Consider the following 20,754-nt stretch of genomic DNA (forward strand, 5'->3'; position numbering starts at 1 on the left):
AGCAGCCATCAGTAATACAACGGAAATCAGAGGGTTAAATGGCTAGTAAGTAAGTGAAAATAACTAATACCAATTAAAAAAAGAATACAACACATGGATTATATAAGACCCCACCCCAACCCTCCCCTTAGCAAGGGGGGTGCCGTTAAGTAGGTGGGGTTATCTGTCGCAAACATTATTTGAATTGGTATAAATAGATAATGGGTAATTGGTAATTGACCCATTAGCGATGACTCAAGTTGTAAGCGATCGCTAACCAGACAAGTCCACGGATGGCTGAAAGCGCGATCGCACTGTTATCACTTAATTAGAGACTAAACTCTGCAACGTCATCATCTGTATCGGAGTCTTTACCCACAACAGTAGGTTTAAATTCAGCACCATGAATTAATTCCTGGAAAGCCTTGCCGGGATTTTGGTAAAGTATATTCAATACACTGATAAAATCCCGAACAATTTCGCCTGGAGTTAGCAACGCTGCTGCACCCAAGCGATTGACTATTTCTTGTACAAATGCTTTTAAATCAGCAGTTTTTAAAGTCTGTGTATATCCGAAATTAAAGGCATGAATTTCTGTTATTCTTTGCAGAAGCAACAAAATTTCTTCTTGGCTTAAGGGATTGAGCCGCATCACAGGGCCTAAAAATTCTTGTACGCCAGCTTGTATGACAAAACGACTTTCTTTTGTGCGTCTTCGCCAAGCAGGATCTGCAAACAGTCCACGATTTGGATCTTCTAAAAATTTTGTTGTTCCGCCTATAAAAATACCTAAGTGTTCCGCTTTGCACTGCATAGTATCGTTGAAGATTCCTAGCAACCTGTTGTAATTTTTTTCGCGAGTTACAGTCGTAGGAATTTGATATATATTTGCGGCTTCATCTAACAACACTAGAAGTCCTTTATAGCCAATTTCAGCAGTAAATTTAGCTATGAGTTTAACGTAGTCATACCAACTATCATCATCAATGATAACTCGCACTCCTAAAGCTGCTTTAGCTTCTGTTTTAGTGCTATATTCTCCTCGTAGCCAACGCAATGCAGCATTTTTTAATTCATCATCATCTAGACGGTAACTGCGCCAATAAGCAATGATCACGTTGCCAAAATCAAAACCGTGAACTAAGTCTTCTATATACTTAATTACTTCCCTTATTTTCTCTTCTACTTGGTCATCAAAACCATCATCATTAGGACGCATTCCAGTTTCTTTGGCAACTTCTTGTTGAATTTTATTAATCCATCCCTCTAAAATTGCTACTAAAGCACCGCCATCAGGGCGAGTTTTTGTAGCAAGGCGACTCATTAATTCTCGATAAGTTGCTAAACCTTCATTGTTGGTTCCTGCAAGCCGACGTTCTGAACATAGGTCAGCATCAGTAACTACAAATCCTTGTTCCATAGCATGATTGCGAAGTAACTGTAGCATGAAGCTTTTACCTGAACCATAGTTCCCAATTATGAAGCGAAAAGCTGCTACCCCTTCTGCAATGTCATTGAGGTTTTGTAATAGGCTTTGTAGTTCTTTTTCCCGACCTACTGCTATATGTTCTAGCCCTACCCTTGGTACAACTCCCGCACCAAGAGAATTGACGATCGCAGTGGAGACTTTTTTCGAGATTTTGAGCTTTGCCATGTAAATTCACCTCACCTCCATGTATTTTAGCTCGAAGGTGAGCTTTACTTTCATAGAGAGTAGCGTCAAGAAATATCAAGAAATAAGGGTGTAGCGGGATAAGGGTATAGGGGTGTATGGGAAAGAAAGCAGCTAAGTTAGGGTTTTATTGAGTAATTTTTTCAGAAAAATACTATAATTATCGCCCACATGCTGAGCTTCTACTTAATGATTTTATAAGTTGCGATCGCTCTTTTCACATCACTTTGATATTCTGGATAAATCTCTGGAATTGCCGTGTTGGGATCGATGATCAATTCACCAATAGTGTTATTAGCCTTTTCATTGATCGAATCAATTAATAAATTTGGCATAGTAATATTAGCTTCAGCTATTTTTTTTATAGCACCATTAGGATTCTCATCTTCTATAATCGCTTTTAATGCTTGAATTTCGGACTCAGAGATTTTATCGAGAAAATTACTCCATTCTGATGGTAGTTCTTCTAAATTGTGAGATACATCTATATCATTTACTGTGTCCAGCAAATCAGCAAAAGGAAATATATCTACATCTTCTTCTTGATTTTTTTCTAATACGTTATTTGATTCTAAACTTTCTATCTGTTGTAATAATTCCCATACTTGGCTTTGTAAATGATCGCGCTCATCTTGTAACAAGGAAATTTGACTTTGTAATTGTTGAATTTGGTTTTGTTGTTCTGCTACTTGTGCTTTTAAAGAATTTAGATTAATTTCTATATTTTCTGTTTCTAGTTTTTTGTCTATCAACAATTGATTTTGTTGCTGATTTGCTGCTTCTAGTTCTTGAACTTGAAGTCTCATCTCATATAATTTTTCTTCTAGTTGGGGTTTAAGTCTTTCTAGAAGAGTTAAATTGCTTTCTAAATCTTGCCTTTGCTGCAACAGTTCACACAGTTGATTGTGTAACTGATTTATTTCAGCTTTAGATACACTACAATTCAATTCCAAGCGACGTTTTTCAGCATTAATCGCAGATAGGGAATTATTCTGTTCTAATTTTGCTTTTTCTAATTCTTGAATTTCATTTTGCAATTGGTTAATTTGTGCTTCCAACTGTTTTTTTTCAATAATATAACTGCTTAACTCTCGGTTAAGACTATCTCTTTGATTTCGGCGTTCAACTATTTGATTTTGTAATTTATTAGATTCTTGATACAATAAGGAGTGATGAGCCTCTAGTTGATTAACCTCTGCAACTACACGAGATTTCAAACCCTCCAATTCTTTAATACGTCTATGGAGAGAATCTAGAACTAGCATTTCACTGGCTCGGCGTCGCTTATCTATAAATAAGGCTGCGAGATAAGTGGAAAATATGGTGATGATGCCTGTGAGGAAGGCATTTTTGAGATCCCAACTAAAGACTAAACCAAGACCAAAACTCGCACCAAAGGCAACTACACCGAGAATAAGTCGATTACTTACTATTGCTGATTGCATATTGCTGGTTTTGAGCATTTTTCTCTATTTTTCTTTTTTACTTTTAACTTGGAGTGCACTAACAGTCATCTCTGCTTTTAAAAAATCTACAAATTGCCGTGCTGTTCTTCCAGAACGACCATTATGACGAGTTGCCCATTGTAAAGCTTTGTATTCTAAATCTGACTGACTGATATTAATTCCTGCTAAATCTGCAAGATGCCGGATAATTTTGAGATAAGTTTTCTGATCAGCTCCCTCAAAAGTGAGTGTCAGACCAAAGCGATCGCTAAAGGAAAGTTTTTCCTGCATTGTATCCCAAGCATGAACTTCATTATGATCGCGGGGAGCAGGTCGATCAGCGAAAAACTCTCGCACCAAGTGACGACGGTTAGAAGTAGCGTACACCACGATATTTTGGGGACGTGCCGTTAAATTCCCTTCTAACACCATTTTTAAAGCCTTAAAAGCATCATCATCTTCCTCAAAGGAAAGATCATCAACAAAGATAATAAATTTATGTAGTTCTCCTCGTAAATGTTCCACAATCACTGGTAAATCTTGCAGTTGTGATTTTGTCACTTCCACCAATCGCAGGTTAGATTCTCCATACTCATTCAGTAAAGCTTTAACTAAAGAGGATTTACCAGAACCACGGCTACCATATAGTAATACGTGCAGTGCTGTCTGTCCTGACAATAAAAATTCTGTATTTTTCAACAAAGCTTCTTTTTGCGACTCATAACCCACAAGTTCGCTTAATTTAACTGGATCAGGATAAGGTATACCCAAAAACTGACCATCTTGCCAACGTAGGGCCTGATACTGGGCAAACAAACCCGTGCCATACTGCCGATAGTATGCGGCCAAATCTTCTACAGCATCTGCCCAATTTTCTAACTGTTGTAGATAAGTAATAAATTGTGTTTTTATACCTGCTGTACCAGACTGTTCTAGATACCAGACTACGGGTGAGACAGGTAAATGAGCGATATTCTGTACCCATTCACTCAAAACAGCACTACTACATTCATACAAATGTTGTAGTGCTAGTAAATCATGTTTTGCAGCTGCTACCAAAGCGATCGGCAAATTCTCAAACTCTTGCTGTTGAGCTTGTTTTGTAAAAGGATTCTCAGCTTTGAGAATTTGAGTAATCAGATATTCTTCCCAGTTTTGATTTTTCGCTGCTAAAGCTCTAAAGTAACTGCCATAAGCTTGCAGGCAACTTCTAGCATCCGCTTCACTATAACGAATAGCTTGCAACAGATCAACAAATGCTACACCTACTTCTGTTTGTAGGACAGATTGGTAGAGTAAAAGAGAAGCTGCTTGACGTTGGAGAAATTGAACCTTAGCGTAAGACGAATTGCTTGCCGTAGGCATCACTTGATTATCCATCAATCAATTGGGTTACTTGGCTAAACAGCTATGCTAAATTGTCTGCCGAGGCTTGTAGGAAAATCAGAATCTACATAGGTATATGAATATAGGTATTCTTGCCGCCCTTGCTTACGGCATCTTGTCAATATTAGGTGGTATTTTAGGTTACATAACAGCTGGTAGTAATATTTCACTTTTTAGTGGTAGTATCAGTGGTTTAATACTTATCTTTTCGGCTTTTGTACAACTTCAAGGTCAAAGTTGGGGTTTGACTTTAGCAGCTATTGTTACAGCTGTATTAATAGTTGTTTTTGCATTTAGATTAGCTAAAACGCGTAAGTTCATGCCTGCGGGGTTGATGACAATTTTAGGTATGTTGACATTAGCCCTGATTGTAAATCAATTTCAAATTATGACATCAACTAGGTAGGAGATAGTCAGTTATCAGTTACCAGTGATTCAGCGCGATCGCTACCATCAGGGTTTTTCTTGGCAAAAATTGCTAAGCTAGCTGCGTATATTTTATTACTACTCCGCAGCCGCATAAAACTAGAACGACCATTTACAGGTTTTTCTAAATTACGTACTGGTATAGGATGATTGAGCAACATCCGGCTTTGACCTCGGGGAATCACTAGCTTGGCTGGAAAATCAGTTTAGCGTGTCCTCCACAGTACATCACTGACAGCACGATTTCCCGGCCCTGAGTAAACCTTGCCATCATTATTATCTAAGAAAGGCGGTAGGGTAAAAAACGGTGTATCTTGCATTAAATAACTCGCCGCTTGTAATACGTCTACTGTGACTGGTTGTTGACCAGGATTATATAGAATTACCCCGATATAAAATTTTATCTACTCAGAGACTATTAAGGACTTTAAAATTACTCACGTATATGCTTAACGTTTAGCTAAATTGTGATTTAGTTACCTAAAATTTTGTTGCGAACCACAATAGCTCTATCGGAGAACCGGTGTTCTATGTCATCATGGCAAAATAGAACACGTATCCTTTTTTATCCACTAGGGAATCAAGCATGGCTCTCCGTCTAGGTGATACAGTACCGAACTTTACCCAAGCCTCCACAGATGGCGATATTGACTTTTATGAATGGGCGGGTGACAGCTGGGTAGTGCTGTTCTCCCATCCCGCAGACTATACACCAGTTTGCACAACTGAGTTAGGAACCGTTGCCAAACTCAAGCCAGAATTTGATCAGCGCAATGTGAAAGTAATCGCCCTGAGTGTTGATGATGTTGACTCCCACACAGGATGGGTAGGAGACATCGAAGAAACACAGAACACTAAACTAAACTACCCAATTCTGGCAGATGCTGATCGTAAAGTTTCTGATCTTTACGATATGATTCACCCCAACGCCAACGCTAGCGTGACGGTACGGACGGTATTTATCATTGACCCCAACAAGAAGTTGCGTCTTACCCTGACTTATCCTCCCAGCACTGGGCGCAATTTTGATGAAATTTTGCGAGTGATTGATTCGCTGCAACTAACTGATAACTACAGCGTCGCCACTCCAGCTGATTGGAAAGATGGTGACGATTGCGTAATTGTTCCTTCACTCAAAGATCCAGAAGTATTGAAGGAAAAATTCCCCAAAGGTTATCAGGAAATTAAGCCTTATTTGCGGATGACTCCTCAGCCAAATAAATAATTGGACTGATTGAATGAACCTCGCCTTCATTGAGAAGGTGGGGTTTTTTGGCAATTGTCCAAAATTTGATTTTGTTTAACGAACACAGATGAACACAGATGAACACAGATAGATTATCAGTGGCATTGTGTACCCTGCTGAAAGCCGCTTACGCTTTTATGGCTTTAAAAACAGGATTTTTGCCATAGTTTTAATTCACGTTAGACTTAGTTACTAATTTCCAATAATATTTTGTAAGCTTCGTTAATCAATCGCATTTTATCTTGTGCTTGTTGTTGCAATTGCGGTTTGTCCACAAACAAGTCTGGGTGCCATTTTTTGACTAAAGTTTTATAAGCCTGCTTTTTTTCGACTAAGGAAGCACTCGGTTGTAATCCTAAACTCGTGTAAGCGCGAGTGATTTTATCTTTTTCTGCTTGGGTTTTAGATTGATGGGGTGCTTGTTGACTTTGATTTTGATGCTGCTTGCTAGTTTGAGAATTAGGCGATCGCATTTCCGCTTTCATTTGTGCTATTTCTTGATCCAGTTCCCAAGCACGAAATTTTGCCTCTAAGTCTTCTGGTTTGGGTGGAGGTGGAACAGATGCAGAAGAATTTTTAGTTTTTGTTTGTTGAGTTGTATTTTCCTGTTTTCTTGTCTGTGTTTGTCGATGTGTCCCCACATCCTCTTTAATACCTACTCCTGAAAAACTATATACTGATTGTCTTGCTTTTGCTGTTGGTATTTTGATTTCTACTTCTAATTCACGAGGGATAGAAATTCCCAAGGTCTTTTCTAATTCTCGATTTAACTGGTTTAAGCTATTTTGCCAATCTTGTAATTTTTGACGTTTTTGAGTTACTTCTTGTGGTTCTGATTCAGGGGTAAATCTAATCACTTGTTCAGTTTGCTTCTCATAATTAGCTAAAGCTGATAACCCTTGAATGCTGAAGCTACTCAAATAAACATCAACAGCATCTATACATATTTTTGCTACTTGTTGATGATAGGATTCTCGTGTTATCTTTTCATCTTGTTGTATATTCTTGTTGACTAAATAAGTAATACTACCAACAACAGCTGCTCCTAAAGGCCCACCCAATAACCAACCAATACTACCACCAACAGCAATAGTTCCAGGATCACCTAAATCATTAGTATGATTTGGTTTAGGAGGTATAGTGATTTGTGGTTGAGGAGGAAAAGAAATTAATAAGTTTTCCGGTTGTTGTTCCTGAAAAAAATTGTATGCTTTTTCTAACCATTCTACTAAAGATGATCGCAACTCGTTAAAGTCTTTTTTAATATTATTTATTTCCCAACTTATAAATAGATTCTCTGCCAAAGCGATCGCCGCATCAGCTTGATATTTTTCTCTTAAATTTGCTAAACTCAACCAAGCATGTAATTTCTCAAAACTATTATTAAAACCCTGTTTAATGATGCTTACTGCACGTTGTTTCAGATTATTTTTTTCCTGGCATTTATTTTCAAAATCATTAATTTCACTCTGCAAAGTAACAATCTTTGCTTTTAATGAGTGTTGAACTTCAGATGTAATAAACTTTATTCTTGGTAAACGTACACTCCTGTGATTTTTTTGCAGGATTGCGACGATATTTTGTAAAGCTATTTCAAAAGCTACTAAACCGCTAGTATTAGCTGCTGCTACATCTCCCTTTAATCTTGCTCTTAACGCTGGTAAAGCATCAACACGATATAAATTGCTAAATCCTGATAGTAAATCAGCTCGAAAACTTTCAGCAACGAAGCGTAGACGATTTTGAACTTCTTTTTGTTCTCCTTCATCAAGTAAATTTAGAAAATTAACAACAAAAATCACAGTTTTAATATTACGATCTAACAGCCAATCTCGTAAATTTTCTCGTTCACCTAAAGTCATTAACTTGCGTGCATCAAGTAACTGCACAACTAAATCAGCACCTAATAGTTGCGATCGCACTAAATTATCTTGTTCTTCTGTGTCATTAGTTCCTGGTAAATCCAGAAATTCTACACCCGTATCTAAAAAAGGATGCGGACAAAAAACTTCCACATATGCAACATCATTTCGCATCCGCCTGTCATTATCTAGAATGGCAAATTGCTTTAAAACTTCTGTACCACTACGATAAATTTCTGTACCATTTACCAAAGTAATACGACTACGTAAATCAGTACCATACTTCATAGTAATAGCCGGGCCTGTGGTGGGAATCAAATCTATTGGTAAAGCCCGAGTTCCCAATATGGCATTTAATAAAGTTGACTTACCATGATTAAAAGGGCCAAATACTGCAATCCGAAAATTGGGATTAGTAAGATAATTGGATATAGTAATAATATCTTGATGTAATTGTGATTCTGGATGCAAATCTAATAACTTAGCAGCAGATTTGAGAATATCTATAAATAGTTTATAATCATTACTCATCTATCTTTTCCTTATTCCCAAACTGAGTGGGAAAATAAATTATTACCTTTGTGTCTTAGTGTCTTTGTGGTGAAGAAGGTATTTTTTAACCACTAAGACACCAAGACACTAAGTAAAATTCTTAGTTCAACCTAGCTGTAGTAAGCTAATAAATTGCTGTATGCAGACTCAACATTCTGCAAATGCTCAAAGACATTTTCTTCTAGAGTTTGCAAACGCTGAAGTTCTGCATCGCGATTAATTTCCCGAGTTTCTTTTTGTTTAAGCAAATTATCTAACTCAGATTTGCGAGCATTCATATCATCGTTAATCCGCTGACTTACTTCTTTTTCATAAGAATCAAAACATTCTTTGACTGCATTATGAACAGTATGCCATTGTTCGCTTGCAACTTGTGGCAGGTATTTGACTAACTCTTTTTTTGTTGTTTTGACTAATTCTTTGCGTGCTTGATCTGCTTGTAAGAAGCCTACACCTAAACCTAATAAAGCAAATCCAATGGGGCCAAGAAAAATTCCTGTGACTGCGGTCATTATGCTACCAATGCCAATAACAGTAAAGTAATTCAACAGGATATTTTTCCAATCAAATCCAGCACCCGCCATAGCAAAACCAGCTAAGTTTCTTCTAGATAATGATAATAATCCCATCGCCCATTTTGCCCAGGCGGGAGAATTATCTTCTTCTGTGGTAGTGGTTGTGTTAACTTTAACTTTTTCTCCTGTTAATTTTTCTGTGATGCTATCAGTTACTTGATTGTAAGAAGCGCCATATTTTGATGCGCTTCTTGATAGTTGAGTAAAAGCTGTATTGATTTCTTGTTCAGCTGTTAAAGTTCAAGCTGCAAATTTGTCAGTGATGTATTGTTCAAAGGCTTGTTGGAGTGCGGCGTTAAATGCTTCTCGTTTACCACTGCTGAGGAAATCGAGTAAGTTTAATTCTGGTTGATAGCAAAGAAAATCTGTTTCAAAGGTATTACCTAAGTTTAAAACGTAGGTTTTGAATGAATCAGCAACTTTTCTAGCTTGAGTATCTCTGGTATTTCTGATTTCTTGCTGGAATTGATCGCGGATGCTGGTAAGTTTATTAAATTCTGGTTCAACAGAGTTAATGTGTTCCCGCAATTGCTTGACATCCTGTTCTAGTAACGGAATGCGCCTTTTAACTGCTTCACGAGTGCGATCGCACGCTTGTCTGGCTAAGGTGCGTACTTGTCTGAGTTCTGCGATCGCTCTTTCTCTGGTGAGGAAGGTATTGAGTGCTTTCATAAACTTAGGGAAACCGGTTCCTTCAACAGAAGCTTGAGGCTTTTTTAAGCGTCGGCGTAAAGCTTGAATTGCAGAGATTTCAAATACTCGCTCGTCATAAATATCTTGACCGTCTACAATACAATACTCAGCTAAATTCGCTTTAAAAACTTGTCGCAGTCTTTGTTCAGCTTCTTTTAACTCCTCTTCATCTTCCGGATCAATCAAGGCTTCACGTACCTGATCCCAAGCGTTAATTAAAAAGAAAACTGACAATCCTCTACCCTTAATATAGTTTTCCAGATAACGCCGCTCACCTAAAGTACAAGGTTGAGATGCTCGCATCATAAACAAAATCGCATGGCAATTATTTATATAACCTAAAGACAATTAGTTGCGTGCTTCTGTATCATTTAATCCAGGACTATCAACAATTTCAATGCCTTTTTCTAACAGTGCTAAAGGATACTCAACCACTGCATGACTCACATCAGGAAATGCCTGTTTTTTTTCTTGCTCTAGTTTTTTAGCCTCGGCTGGATCAATTGTATACTTATGTTTAAATGTATCAAAATCTAAATTCTGTGGACTTTTACCATTATTAAAATAAACTGTAACTTTTTTCTCAGAACTGTAACGTAAAACTGTTAATAAAGCCGTACAAGGGTTAACATCACTCGGTAAAACTTTTTCACCTATTAAAGCGTTAAGTAATGTACTTTTACCTCGCTTCATGTCTCCTAAAATCAAGAGACGAAATACACCTTGACGGAGATTTTTAGTAGCAACTTTAATATCTTCTATATCACGTTCTAAACTTAGTTTACCTGAAGCAGTATCTCCTGCCAATTCTGCTTTATCTATAGTTTCGGCTATTTGCTCTAAAGAAATAGCCACTTGCGAGCGGACTTGGAAAACATGCTCTAAATCATGGAGTAAGCTATCTGTGGTGTTTTGATTATTCATTTTGATTAGTTTCTAGCAAATATTGTTATTTCTGAGAACTAGTAAATAGTTTGTATGCAACGAATGCGAGTGTTCCGACAATAATTACTCCAGCTAGAAATGACGCGACTTTGACAGCGACAATTGCTATAATTCCTAAAGCAAATAACTTTAGTCCAAGAAGAAGTTTTTTTTGCCAAAGTTTACCCGAAGCTTCATGTTGATGTTTAACAGTTTGATGAACCTCAGCTTCTGATTTTTTAAGTTGTAGTTTTGCTTCTTTTTCTTGGAGTTGACGCTCTATGCATTCAAGATACTTATATTTATCTTCTGGATTTTCCACTTAGCTTACTCCATTTGCAATAGTAACATCATGTCAACTCTCCTCGGTACACATTTGTAAATTAAATTACTAATATAACTGAGTCAACAGTGCAATTACTATTTGTTTTTTCAATTTATTTCTGAACGTAGATTCAACAGCTCGTATTTAAATTCCGGATTAGAAGCCAGCAGTACTTAGCAAAAAAAAGAATGACTCTTAGAACTAGCACCACTATAAGTAAAAATTTTTATAAGAACTCAGGTAAATTCAGATATGGATATTAAAAACGGCTTTGTAGGAACTGTTGGCAACACACCACTGATTCGGTTAAATAGCTTTTGTGAAGAAACTGGCTGTGAAATTCTGGGTAAGGCCGAATTTCTCAATCCCGGTGGTTCTGTGAAAGACCGCGCTGCACTTTATATTATTCAAGATGCAGAAGAAAAAGACTTACTGAAACCTGGTGGCACAGTTGTAGAAGGAACAGCAGGCAATACTGGTATTGGATTAGCACACATATGTAACGCCAAAGGCTACAAATGCCTGATTATCATTCCTGATACCCAGTCTCAAGAAAAAATGGATGCTTTGAGGGCATTAGGTGCAGAAGTTCGTCCCGTCCCTGCTGTACCCTATAAAGACCCCAATAACTATGTTAAGTTATCTGGTAGAGTCGCTAGTGAAATGGAAAATGCGATTTGGGCAAATCAATTTGATAATTTAGCCAACCGTCGCGCCCACTACGAAACCACAGGCCCAGAAATTTGGACACAAACAGACGGTACAATAGACGGTTGGGTGGCAGCAACCGGGACTGGCGGCACTTATGCAGGAGTCTCGCTGTTCCTCAAAGAAAAAAATCCAGATATTAAATGTGTAGTTGCTGACCCGATGGGTAGCGGACTTTACAGCTATATCAAAACAGGCGAAATCAAGATGGAAGGCAATTCCATCACAGAAGGTATTGGTAATAGTCGCATCACCGCTAACATGGAAGGCGCACCAGCTGATGATGCCATTCAAATTCATGACGAAGAAGCCTTACGGGTAGTTTATCAACTGCTGCGAAAAGATGGTTTATTTATGGGTGGTTCTACAGGTATCAATGTAGCCGCAGCTGTAGCTTTAGCAAAACAGATGGGGCCAGGACATACTATAGTTACCATTTTGTGTGACAGTGGTTCCCGCTATCAGTCACGCATATTTAACCGTGAATGGTTACAATCAAAGGGACTTTTACCTGAATAGTTAGTAGTTAGTGGTTAGTAGTTAGTAGTAGTTGGGTATAGACGTACTGAAGCCGTGCAGAGTGCATCTACACGCAGCGTCTCCCTTAGATTTTTGTTTGAAACAACCACTAACTACTAACCATTAACCACTAACCACTATCAAAAATGAAATGTGTTCGCGTCTGCCAAAATCGTACTTGTCGTAAGCAAGGATCTGCCAAAGTATTAGCTGCTTTTAAGGCTATAGCTATGCCTGGTGTAATGGTAATCGGTAGCAGTTGTTTGGGACAATGCGGCAATGGGCCAATGGTGTTGGTATTGCCAGATATGGTTTGGTACAGTGGCGTTCGTCCTAGTGAAGTACCTTTAATAGTTGAACAGCATTTGTTGGGTAATCAAGTTGTCACCAAGATGCTCTATCATCGGTTTCATTCTCAGGGACAAAAACAATAAATTTAGTTCTTCCCTACCCGCTTGCGAGGAAGGTTAGGGTGGGGTAAAAAATAATTTGTGCAAGAAATTTAACAAATAAGTTTTATTCATTACCTGTAGGAATTTCTGCCAGCACTTTTGTTGACTGAAGCGAGACATTTCATGAATATTCAACAGCTACGTGAATCCTTAAAACTAAAGTGGGTAAAATATTATTTTCAAAATCGTCCCTGGTTAGTAAAAATACGAATCTGGGGAACTTACGATGGACAACGTCGCCCTTCCTCTGGCTTTATTTTGGCAACTATTTCAGTTTTAGAACCAGAACTAGATGAAATTTTGCCTTTGCTTTCGGAACTCTATAATAACCCCGATAAAATAGTTACAGCTTTGGGTTTGAATTTTAATCCTGAAGAACAATTACATTTAATTGCAGAAGACCATAACGATACAGATATAGTCCAGCAGAAAATACTTACCGAAACCTCAACTAATGGAAAGGTTGATTCCCAACCTCAAACTACAATTGCATCAGGGAAGTTACCCTCATCCCAAGAAGGTATAGAAAATACACAAATACAAAATCCAAAAAAATCTGTACCATTGCTGAGTGTGGTAAGTAAATTTGAAGGTAGAAGTATGCAGGTACCTGCTTTAGCAGTCATTGATAAAACCAACAACGTCAAAGCTTTACCTGCACTTGCAGTTATTGCTAAAGCTGAAAGCAATAGTAAGTCTGTGCCACTGCTGACAGTAATTAGTAAAACCGAAAAAATTAGTAAACCTGTGCGATCGCTCCTACTTATTAGTAATATTAAAAAGGAAAGTCAGCCAGTATCATCTGTAATTGCTAGCAGTAGGGTGGACAACAAACCTAAGTTAGCACATATACCACAACAAGACCTGACAGATCGTGTTAATCAAGTACCTGCGAAGCAAAAATCTCGACTCACCTCCTGGGTAGATGACTTTTGCCAAGGTGTTGGATGGGAGAATGACGAAGCTATTTACACTCGGTTTTAAGTATTTTTTTATAAATCATCAGGGTCGCAAAATTTTTCATTTGAGTGCAACTTAACATTACACGATGAAGGGTAGTGTGATATGTAATTAGTTTGCGATCGCTTGCTCATACACCTGAATTTGCCAAACTCGCATTAGCCCTGAATTTACTACACTTAATAGCAGTGGCATAAAGCAGCAATGCAGCAAAAAAAGCGTATGAAACTACCAAACGGCCCAAAAACCCCTCAGCTAGTACAGATGTTTCAGTGGATCAATAGTCCTATGAAATATATGGAAGACTGTACTCAGCGTTATGGAGATATCTTTACATTACAGTTAACAGGCCCTGTAGTTTTTGTGAGTAATCCCCAAGCGCTACAGCAGATCTTGACTAGCGATACTAAAGAATTTGCAGCCCCCGGCGATCCGTTATTTGAATCTTTTGTCGGTAAGAATTCTGTAATTACTGTTAGTGGTGAAGTGCATCGGCGTCAACGTCAGTTGTTGATGCCTCCTTTTCACGGTGAGAGAATGCGAACCTATGCTCAAGTAATTACCAAGGTTACAGAAGAAATTATTAGCCAGTGGCAAATAGGTCAAACATTTTATGTCCATCCTGCCATGCAGGCGATCACAATGCGGATTATCATGCAAGCAGTGTTTGGATTGTATGATAGTCCCCGCGCTCAAGAATTGGAAGAACTTTTGACTTTAATGCTCAATCGCGGCGGCAGTTCGCCTTTACGGGCTTTGATGCTTTATTTTCCGGCTTTACAAAAAGATTTAGGCCCGTTGACTCCTTGGGGAATCTTCCTACGTCGGCGATCGCGAGTTTACCAACTTCTACACGAAGAAATTCAAGCACGGCGAGAAGAAGCTAACTCTTCACATACAGATGTCCTAAGTTTATTGATTGCAGCACGGGATGAAACAGGTCAACCGATGACCGATGCAGAGTTAAGTGATGAGTTAATGACTTTGTTAACAGCAGGTCATGAAACTACTGCTACAGCCGTAACTTGGACATTATACTGGATTCACAAATTGCCAGCAGTACGCGAAAAGCTATTACAAGAACTTGATAGTGTTAGCGATCGCTCTGACTCTAATAGTATTTTCAAGTTACCCTATCTCAATGCAGTGTGTAACGAAAGCTTGCGTATCTACCCTGTAGGAATGCTGACTTTTCCCCGTGTAGTTCAGCAACCCTTATCTTTATGTGGATACGAACTCGAACCAGGTACACGGGTAATAGGATCTATTTATCTCACTCATCAACGTGAAGATTTATACCCACAACCAAAGCAATTTAAACCAGAACGCTTTTTAGAGAGACAATTTTCACCCTACGAATTTTTACCCTTTGGTGGTGGTGCAAAGCGTTGTATCGGTGCGGCTTTTGCTCAATTTGAAATGAAATTAATACTAGCGACAATTCTTTCACGTTTAGAATTAGGACTAGTAGATAACTCTAATGTTAAACCAAAGCGTCGAGGCTTGGTAACAGGGCCAGATCGTCCCATTCAAATGGTTGTGAACAATCAGCGTCAAGTCGAGTCTCGTATACCAGAAGCTATTTCTGGATGAATTTTGATAGTTTAGGTAATGGTGGTTGTAAAACTGTCTAAATCTAAACTGTTTTAAAAAAGCTATTATGAAACTCCCTGATGGCCCACGTACACTACCCTTAGTACAACTTATCAATGTACTGCTTCGTCCTCTAGAAACTTTAGAAGAAAACGCCAAGCGTTACGGAGACTGCTTTACCACTCGCATAACTGGGTTTCCGCCATTAGTTGTTGTGAGTCATCCCCAGGCAATTCAAGAAATTTTGACTGCTGACTCCAAATCGTTTGATGCTGGACAAGCTAATCAGATTTTACATCCTTTAGTAGGTGATTACTCGCTGTTATTAATGGATGGCGATCGCCACCAAAGTCAGCGACGTTTATTGACTCCTCCTTTTCATGGGGAGAGAATGCGAACCTACGGTCAGTTAATTTGTGACATCACCGAGAAAGTTACTGCTCATTGGACTATCGGTAAGACTTTCGTCGCCCGTTCCATCCTGCAAGAAATTTCCCTGCGAGTTATCCTCCGTGCTGTTTTTGGTGTGGATGAAGGACAACGTTTCGAGGAGTTGCAGCGACTTCTGAGCAAGATACTCGATACTTTTGACTCACCAATTAAGTCGAGTTTCTTGTTTCTGAAGGTACTGCAAAAAGATTTAGGTTCTTGGAGTCCTTGGGGACGCTTTATCCGCCAGCGAGAGCAAGTGGACAAACTAATCTATGCCGAAATTCAAGAACGCCGTCAGCAATCCCACTCATCTGGTGAAGATATCTTGAGTTTAATGATGTCGGCGCGTGATGCATCTGGACAAACAATGACAGATCAACAATTGCGCGACGAATTAATGACATTACTCTTGGCAGGTCATGAAACTACCGCTTCTGCTTTAGCATGGGCTTTATATTGGATTCATAAGCAACCGACAGTCAAGGAAAAACTTTTACAAGAACTGGCAAGCATTGGTGATCATCCAGATCCTAGCGAGATTGTTAAGTTACCCTATCTCACGGCAGTTTGCCAAGAAACACTGCGTATATACCCCATTGGTCTGTTTACTTTTACTCGCATTTTAAAATCACCATTGCAGCTAATGGGTTACAACTTTGAGCCGGGTACGTATTTCGCACCTTGTATTTATTTAGCCCATCACCGTGAGGATATCTATCCACAACCAAAGCAGTTTCAACCAGAACGCTTTTTAGAGAGACAATTTTCACCCTACGAATTTTTACCTTTTGGTGGTGGTAGCCGTCGCTGTATAGGTATGGCTTTTGCACTGTTTGAAATGAAACTTGTCTTGGCAAATATTTTGTCACACTGGCAACTAGATTTGGTAAATCATCGTCCTATACGTCCTGTCCGTCGTGGCGTTGCTACTACACCTACTGGTGGTGTGCCGATGATAGTGATAGACAAAAACTCGCTCGCTAGTAAACAGCTTCAATCAGTTACCAGTGAACAGTGATCAGTAATTGATCACTTTTGACTGATAACTGATAACTGTTAACTGTTAAAGCCGATTAGTTTACCCCAGGATTGCGTTGGTTTACATAATACTTGTGTCCTGCCAAGACAATAGCTAAAAATCCCCAAAGCATCATACCAGAAACTCCGAGCATTGCACTACCAAGTGGGAGACTCGCAAAACCAGCAAGAGCAATGGCACGCGCAGCAGCCATAAAAGGATCAAAACTTGGTTCTGTAAATTGGAATACCTGAAACAACAGCAAAATTAATCCACCCAAATAAAAAATAGCGCCAAACCAACCCAGCGTAAAAAACATATCTAAAATACCGCTATCAATCACAATTGGTTCTAAGACGCCTTTTTCATTCACAACGAAAGTATTGCCGATGCCATTCCCCAAGATATTAGTCATTGCTTTGGTTAATCCGTCTCGATAAATCCCTTGCCTCACCTGAGCGCTGTTATCATCTTCGAGATTACTAAGAGTTTCTAAGCGGGTGGCAATTGCTTCAGAGAATGGTTCCATAGTAGTCAACGGCACAACGCAGATAGCCATAACCAAAACAGTTACCATCAGACGCATTTGAATTTTTGGTTTGAGTGAAGACAGCAGGGATAATACTCCTACTACCCAGCATCCCCACAAAGTCCGCACCATTGTCAGCAAAAACGCCAAGTAACCTGCTGCTGCGGCTGGAATACGTATAAATTCAGTGCTAGTAAATAGCAACAGCAAGCCAGTCATCATCATACTGGCAAAAGGTCCTGGCGACGCCATCGTACTCCAAACACGAATTTTAAAAGGTTCAGGATCTCCAAAACTTTTGAGTTTTGTGCTTTCTAACCAAAACTTATCCCACTCTGGAGCAGTCATGAACTGGAAAACGCCGTAAATCCCTGTCACCAAAACTCCCCAGAGAAATATACGGATCATGCTTTGACGGTACTGGGGATATTCTCGCCACTTGATAAATATAAAGAAAGCAAAACTCAGTGGGGTTAACCAATCTAACATACCCCTAGCTGCGGTGAAGGGTGTAGTTTTCACAAATCCGATTAAGAAGCCATAAAATACACCCAAAAACGCTAGTACAAAGGGCATTCCACCTTTACGAGAAGATTGGGGAAGATTTTTTAAGGCGGTATGTAAGGTAAGGAGGGTTACTAAATATTGTGATACTAATAAAAAGCGACTAGCATCAAAACCACTGCGGTAATCTATAAGGCGACTAATAAAGGGTGTAAGAAACCACATCCACCAAACCAAGCCAATATAAAGCAAGGGATACCGCAGATACAGGAAAATCCCTACACCTAAAGTACCCACAACATAAATTGGGCGAGCAGCCGCACCAGCAGCAAAAGTAGATGCTACTACAACCAGCACTAGCCCTACAATTGCTAACCAACCTAGTAGTGGTTGTTGTTGCTGTGAGCTTGTTGTTGCGTAACTAGTCAAATTAGCCTGCCTGTAAGTCACCGGGGTTCTCCAACATAATAGACTTCTTACAGAAGTCGGTAAAGGGGGAAGGGTGAAGTATGAAGTATGTAGACGCGCCTTCTTCGGCTTCTCGTAGAGTAGGGTGAAGTATGAAGTATTAGTATTTATCCTTCTGCCATCTGCCCTCTGCCATCTGCCATCTGCCATCTGCCCTCTGCCTTCTGCCTTCATGAAGCTTGCTGGGCTTTCGCTGATGATGTGAAGCTTTGACGAGAAAGCCAAGTTTGCCAAGCTTGTGTGCGTCCTTGCATAGATGCCAGCCATTTTTGCCATGCTAAGGTTTTTTCCTGGGGCAAAAATCGCAATAACTGTAGCAAACCAAAAGCCGTACGTGTACCAACAACTGTAGCCCAAAGTATGAATATCACTAGCCTCAAAGGTGGTAAGTATTCCAGTAGGGCTAGGGTTTCATTGTGTACAGCGTTTTTCCAGGCAAGGTGATTAAAGTTATTACGTTGGTCTTCATCAAAGCGCCGGGCTGGGTAGTGATCCACAGCTATCAGGGGATCATAAATGAGTTTCCAGCCTTGACTCCGCAATGCTAGGCTAAATGCCAATTCAAAGTGTACCTGCGCTCCTGTACCAAGCATACGTTCATCAAAGCGTAGCCCGGCGATCGCACTACGACGATACGCCATATTCACACCTTTGAGTACGTCTACTTCTCGCGCTGCACCGATACCTTTGTGGTGGTTGCCTATTACACGTCCATACCACTGTAATTTTCCTACTACTTCTGACTCACCTTTATAGATGAGTTCATTACCCACGTACACCAAATCCCGACCACCGACACCACCGATGTGAGTATCAGACAAAAAGTGGGCTTCTATGCGTGCCAACCAATCTGGATGGGGTGAAGCATCGTCATCGGTGATGGCGATCATATCTCCCCTGGCTGCATCTAAACCTACATTCATTGCGGCAACTACACCAGGGACTTTTACTGTCGCTGCTTCTAAGCTGAAGGCTTGGGGATGATAATCTTGGAGAAAAGACCAAGTATCAGTATCTGTGTCACGCACCACTACCACAACTTGTTCGGGTTGACGAGTTTGTTGCTCTAGTGCTTCCAGACACCGCGCCAAATCCTGGGGACGACGGTAGGTAGGAATCATGACGCTGATTATCATCATGGGCTGACACCTGCGCTAACTTTTGAAGAACTTTTGAGCCAACTTAACCAGCCTTTAACCATACCTTTTAATTTTAATTCCATGTGATGTTGCCAATCAAACATCGGACCAAGACCAAAGGAGCAAGCAAAAATACGCAACCGCAATGCCGGCGAATCACCCAATTCTTTTAATAAAGCAATTAGTTCTGCTCTTTCTGCGGTTGTGAAAATCGGAGAAAAACAAGCAGCAGCATGAATCAATGCCATCTTTTGCCGACATTTATCAATAACTTTGGTATCCCAACCTCTTCTTTGAAAGGCAGGCATGAAGCTTTTTTTGTAAATCCAAACATAAGCTTGCAGTTGATCACCTTTGCGCTTGGGACGTATTTTTTGGGTATCTGTCCAAACGCGGTACTCAGCTAAGATATCATCCGAGTAGACATTGCCATATCCAGCATCGGACATTCTCACTGCTAAATCATAGTCTTCGCTGTACTTAAGGCTGCCATCGCCATAAAACCCAACTTCTCGCAAAGCTTGAGCTTTAAATATAAAAATGCTAGAAGCAGTCCGCAGTCCCGAAACTGATGCTTGTAGTGCATCATCTGCACTTTGAAACTCATGCTTTCTTACGACTCTACGGATGGCTCGTTTTTGGCCCCGTTCGTCAATTTCCTGAGTGGCGACATGACCCCAGCCAGCCTCTGGATATTTTTGCATGAGAGTTACTAAAGTCTCTACATAACGAGGTGCGATCGCATCATCTGAATCAAGGCGGATCACATAATCGGTTTTGGGCTGACTCAAAACCCAATTACAGTTAGGGGTCATTCCCAGATTTTCAGAATGACGATAATATCGAATTTGAGGAAATTGCTGACATAACTGTGCCATTACCTCTGGTGTATTGTCAGTACTGGCGTTATCAGCAACCCAGACTTCTACATTTGGATAAGTTTGAGCTACGGCAGTACCTACAGACTCTAGCAGATATTGAGCTTGGTTATAGGTAGGGATACAAATAGCAACTGATGGTAATTCTGGCATAGGAATATATTTTAAAAAGTAAAAGTGTATAAGCTAAAAGTAAAGAGGGTGAAAGTAACTCAATTACCCTCTAATACTATTTCTTTATTGAAGATGCACTTAATATTTATAAAGAACTGCCGAGAGCGCCAAGAACGCAAACGAAGACAGAGTTATCCATGAAGTGCAAGTTTATAGAGGATTGGTATTACCAATTAAAAATCAACTGTTAAATCCTTCGTTTTTTGTACCTTTTGTGGTTCATTAATATAGATATCTTGTTGTTAGAAATATATCAAGTCAATATTCATGTTCAACAGTGCTATTTCCTACTACT

General features: G+C 39.5%; 15 protein-coding genes and 2 pseudogenes. 7 read left to right on the plus strand and 10 right to left on the minus strand.

Going from position 1 to position 20,754, the window contains the following annotated elements; genetic code table 11:
- Positions 1 to 307 precede the first annotated feature (307 nt).
- The 3 genes from RS893_RS03370 to RS893_RS03380 all read right to left on the minus strand — a co-directional run bounded on the left by RS893_RS03370 (position 308) and on the right by RS893_RS03380 (position 4,476).
- Positions 308 to 1,633: an ATP-binding protein gene (locus tag RS893_RS03370; protein ID WP_315789860.1), complete on the minus strand. Its 1,326-nt coding sequence runs from the start codon at positions 1,631 to 1,633 to the stop codon at positions 308 to 310.
- A 200-nt stretch (positions 1,634 to 1,833) separates the two neighbouring features.
- The gene (locus RS893_RS03375) at positions 1,834 to 3,096 is read right to left on the minus strand and encodes a tellurite resistance TerB C-terminal domain-containing protein (RefSeq protein WP_315789861.1); all 1,263 of its coding nucleotides are present in this window, start codon (positions 3,094 to 3,096) and stop codon (positions 1,834 to 1,836) included.
- A 24-nt stretch (positions 3,097 to 3,120) separates the two neighbouring features.
- Entirely contained in the window at positions 3,121 to 4,476 is a 1,356-nt protein-coding gene (locus RS893_RS03380; protein WP_315789862.1) for an ATP-binding protein, read from the minus strand.
- An 82-nt stretch (positions 4,477 to 4,558) separates the two neighbouring features.
- Between RS893_RS03380 and RS893_RS03385 the strand changes: the two genes are divergently transcribed.
- Entirely contained in the window at positions 4,559 to 4,888 is a 330-nt protein-coding gene (locus RS893_RS03385) for a TMEM14 family protein (protein WP_315789863.1), read from the plus strand.
- 22 nt (positions 4,889 to 4,910) lie between these two features.
- On the opposite strand, the pseudogene RS893_RS03390 reads toward RS893_RS03385, so the two are convergent.
- A pseudogene (locus tag RS893_RS03390) lies at positions 4,911 to 5,303 on the minus strand (DUF3370 family protein); the annotation flags it as partial.
- Positions 5,304 to 5,494: 191 nt separating this feature from the next.
- Between RS893_RS03390 and RS893_RS03395 the strand changes: the two are divergent.
- A complete protein-coding gene (locus tag RS893_RS03395; RefSeq protein WP_315789864.1) occupies positions 5,495 to 6,133 on the plus strand; it encodes a peroxiredoxin in 639 nt (212 codons plus the stop codon).
- A gap of 206 nt (positions 6,134 to 6,339) precedes the next feature.
- On the opposite strand, the gene RS893_RS03400 is transcribed toward RS893_RS03395, so the two are convergent.
- From RS893_RS03400 to RS893_RS03410, 3 genes and pseudogenes are all read right to left on the minus strand, one after another.
- Complete coding sequence (locus RS893_RS03400; RefSeq protein WP_315789865.1) at positions 6,340 to 8,547, minus strand: dynamin family protein; 2,208 nt, start codon at positions 8,545 to 8,547, stop codon at positions 6,340 to 6,342.
- Positions 8,548 to 8,678: 131 nt separating this feature from the next.
- Positions 8,679 to 10,760 (minus strand): annotated as a pseudogene (locus RS893_RS03405) (dynamin family protein).
- 25 nt (positions 10,761 to 10,785) lie between these two features.
- Entirely contained in the window at positions 10,786 to 11,082 is a 297-nt protein-coding gene (locus RS893_RS03410) for a hypothetical protein (protein WP_315789866.1), read from the minus strand.
- Between the two features lie 255 nt (positions 11,083 to 11,337).
- Here RS893_RS03410 and RS893_RS03415 point away from each other — a divergent pair, with 255 nt between their 5' ends.
- From RS893_RS03415 to RS893_RS03435, 5 genes are all read left to right on the plus strand, one after another.
- A complete protein-coding gene (locus RS893_RS03415; RefSeq protein ID WP_315789867.1) occupies positions 11,338 to 12,312 on the plus strand; it encodes a cysteine synthase A in 975 nt (324 codons plus the stop codon).
- 146 nt (positions 12,313 to 12,458) lie between these two features.
- Positions 12,459 to 12,746, plus strand: a complete 288-nt coding sequence (locus RS893_RS03420) for a (2Fe-2S) ferredoxin domain-containing protein (protein ID WP_315789868.1) — start codon at positions 12,459 to 12,461, stop codon at positions 12,744 to 12,746.
- A 141-nt stretch (positions 12,747 to 12,887) separates the two neighbouring features.
- Positions 12,888 to 13,748 carry a DUF5331 domain-containing protein gene (locus RS893_RS03425; protein WP_315789869.1) on the plus strand — a complete coding sequence of 287 codons (861 nt, stop codon included), beginning with the start codon at positions 12,888 to 12,890 and terminating at the stop codon, positions 13,746 to 13,748.
- A gap of 198 nt (positions 13,749 to 13,946) precedes the next feature.
- Positions 13,947 to 15,317 carry a cytochrome P450 gene (locus tag RS893_RS03430; protein WP_315789870.1) on the plus strand — a complete coding sequence of 457 codons (1,371 nt, stop codon included), beginning with the start codon at positions 13,947 to 13,949 and terminating at the stop codon, positions 15,315 to 15,317.
- Positions 15,318 to 15,384: 67 nt separating this feature from the next.
- The gene (locus RS893_RS03435; RefSeq protein WP_315789871.1) at positions 15,385 to 16,767 is read left to right on the plus strand and encodes a cytochrome P450; all 1,383 of its coding nucleotides are present in this window, start codon (positions 15,385 to 15,387) and stop codon (positions 16,765 to 16,767) included.
- 55 nt (positions 16,768 to 16,822) lie between these two features.
- On the opposite strand, the gene RS893_RS03440 is transcribed toward RS893_RS03435, so the two are convergent.
- The 3 genes from RS893_RS03440 to RS893_RS03450 all read right to left on the minus strand — a co-directional run bounded on the left by RS893_RS03440 (position 16,823) and on the right by RS893_RS03450 (position 20,438).
- Positions 16,823 to 18,250 carry an O-antigen ligase domain-containing protein gene (locus tag RS893_RS03440; RefSeq protein WP_315791856.1) on the minus strand — a complete coding sequence of 476 codons (1,428 nt, stop codon included), beginning with the start codon at positions 18,248 to 18,250 and terminating at the stop codon, positions 16,823 to 16,825.
- Positions 18,251 to 18,438: 188 nt separating this feature from the next.
- Complete coding sequence (locus RS893_RS03445) at positions 18,439 to 19,407, minus strand: glycosyltransferase family 2 protein (protein WP_315789872.1); 969 nt, start codon at positions 19,405 to 19,407, stop codon at positions 18,439 to 18,441.
- Positions 19,404 to 20,438, minus strand: a complete 1,035-nt coding sequence (locus RS893_RS03450) for a glycosyltransferase family 2 protein (RefSeq protein WP_315789873.1) — start codon at positions 20,436 to 20,438, stop codon at positions 19,404 to 19,406. Before RS893_RS03450 ends, RS893_RS03445 begins: the two co-directional genes overlap by 4 nt.
- Positions 20,439 to 20,754: the final 316 nt, after the last annotated feature.

Origin of the sequence: Fischerella sp. JS2 (assembly GCF_032393985.1) — a bacterium.
Classification (GTDB): domain Bacteria; phylum Cyanobacteriota; class Cyanobacteriia; order Cyanobacteriales; family Nostocaceae; genus Fischerella.

What these genes read in the sequence shown, in the direction of transcription:
- RS893_RS03435 (WP_315789871.1), top strand. Translation starts at nt 15,385, where the DNA reads ATGAAACTCCCTGATGGCCCACGTACACTACCCTTAGTACAACTTATC.
- RS893_RS03370 (WP_315789860.1), bottom strand. Translation starts at nt 1,633, where the DNA reads ATGGCAAAGCTCAAAATCTCGAAAAAAGTCTCCACTGCGATCGTCAAT.
- RS893_RS03415 (WP_315789867.1), top strand. Translation starts at nt 11,338, where the DNA reads ATGGATATTAAAAACGGCTTTGTAGGAACTGTTGGCAACACACCACTG.
- RS893_RS03385 (WP_315789863.1), top strand. Translation starts at nt 4,559, where the DNA reads ATGAATATAGGTATTCTTGCCGCCCTTGCTTACGGCATCTTGTCAATA.
- RS893_RS03420 (WP_315789868.1), top strand. Translation starts at nt 12,459, where the DNA reads ATGAAATGTGTTCGCGTCTGCCAAAATCGTACTTGTCGTAAGCAAGGA.
- RS893_RS03450 (WP_315789873.1), bottom strand. Translation starts at nt 20,438, where the DNA reads ATGCCAGAATTACCATCAGTTGCTATTTGTATCCCTACCTATAACCAA.
- RS893_RS03430 (WP_315789870.1), top strand. Translation starts at nt 13,947, where the DNA reads ATGAAACTACCAAACGGCCCAAAAACCCCTCAGCTAGTACAGATGTTT.
- RS893_RS03445 (WP_315789872.1), bottom strand. Translation starts at nt 19,407, where the DNA reads ATGATGATAATCAGCGTCATGATTCCTACCTACCGTCGTCCCCAGGAT.
- RS893_RS03425 (WP_315789869.1), top strand. Translation starts at nt 12,888, where the DNA reads ATGAATATTCAACAGCTACGTGAATCCTTAAAACTAAAGTGGGTAAAA.
- RS893_RS03400 (WP_315789865.1), bottom strand. Translation starts at nt 8,547, where the DNA reads ATGAGTAATGATTATAAACTATTTATAGATATTCTCAAATCTGCTGCT.
- RS893_RS03375 (WP_315789861.1), bottom strand. Translation starts at nt 3,096, where the DNA reads ATGCAATCAGCAATAGTAAGTAATCGACTTATTCTCGGTGTAGTTGCC.
- RS893_RS03395 (WP_315789864.1), top strand. Translation starts at nt 5,495, where the DNA reads ATGGCTCTCCGTCTAGGTGATACAGTACCGAACTTTACCCAAGCCTCC.
- RS893_RS03380 (WP_315789862.1), bottom strand. Translation starts at nt 4,476, where the DNA reads ATGGATAATCAAGTGATGCCTACGGCAAGCAATTCGTCTTACGCTAAG.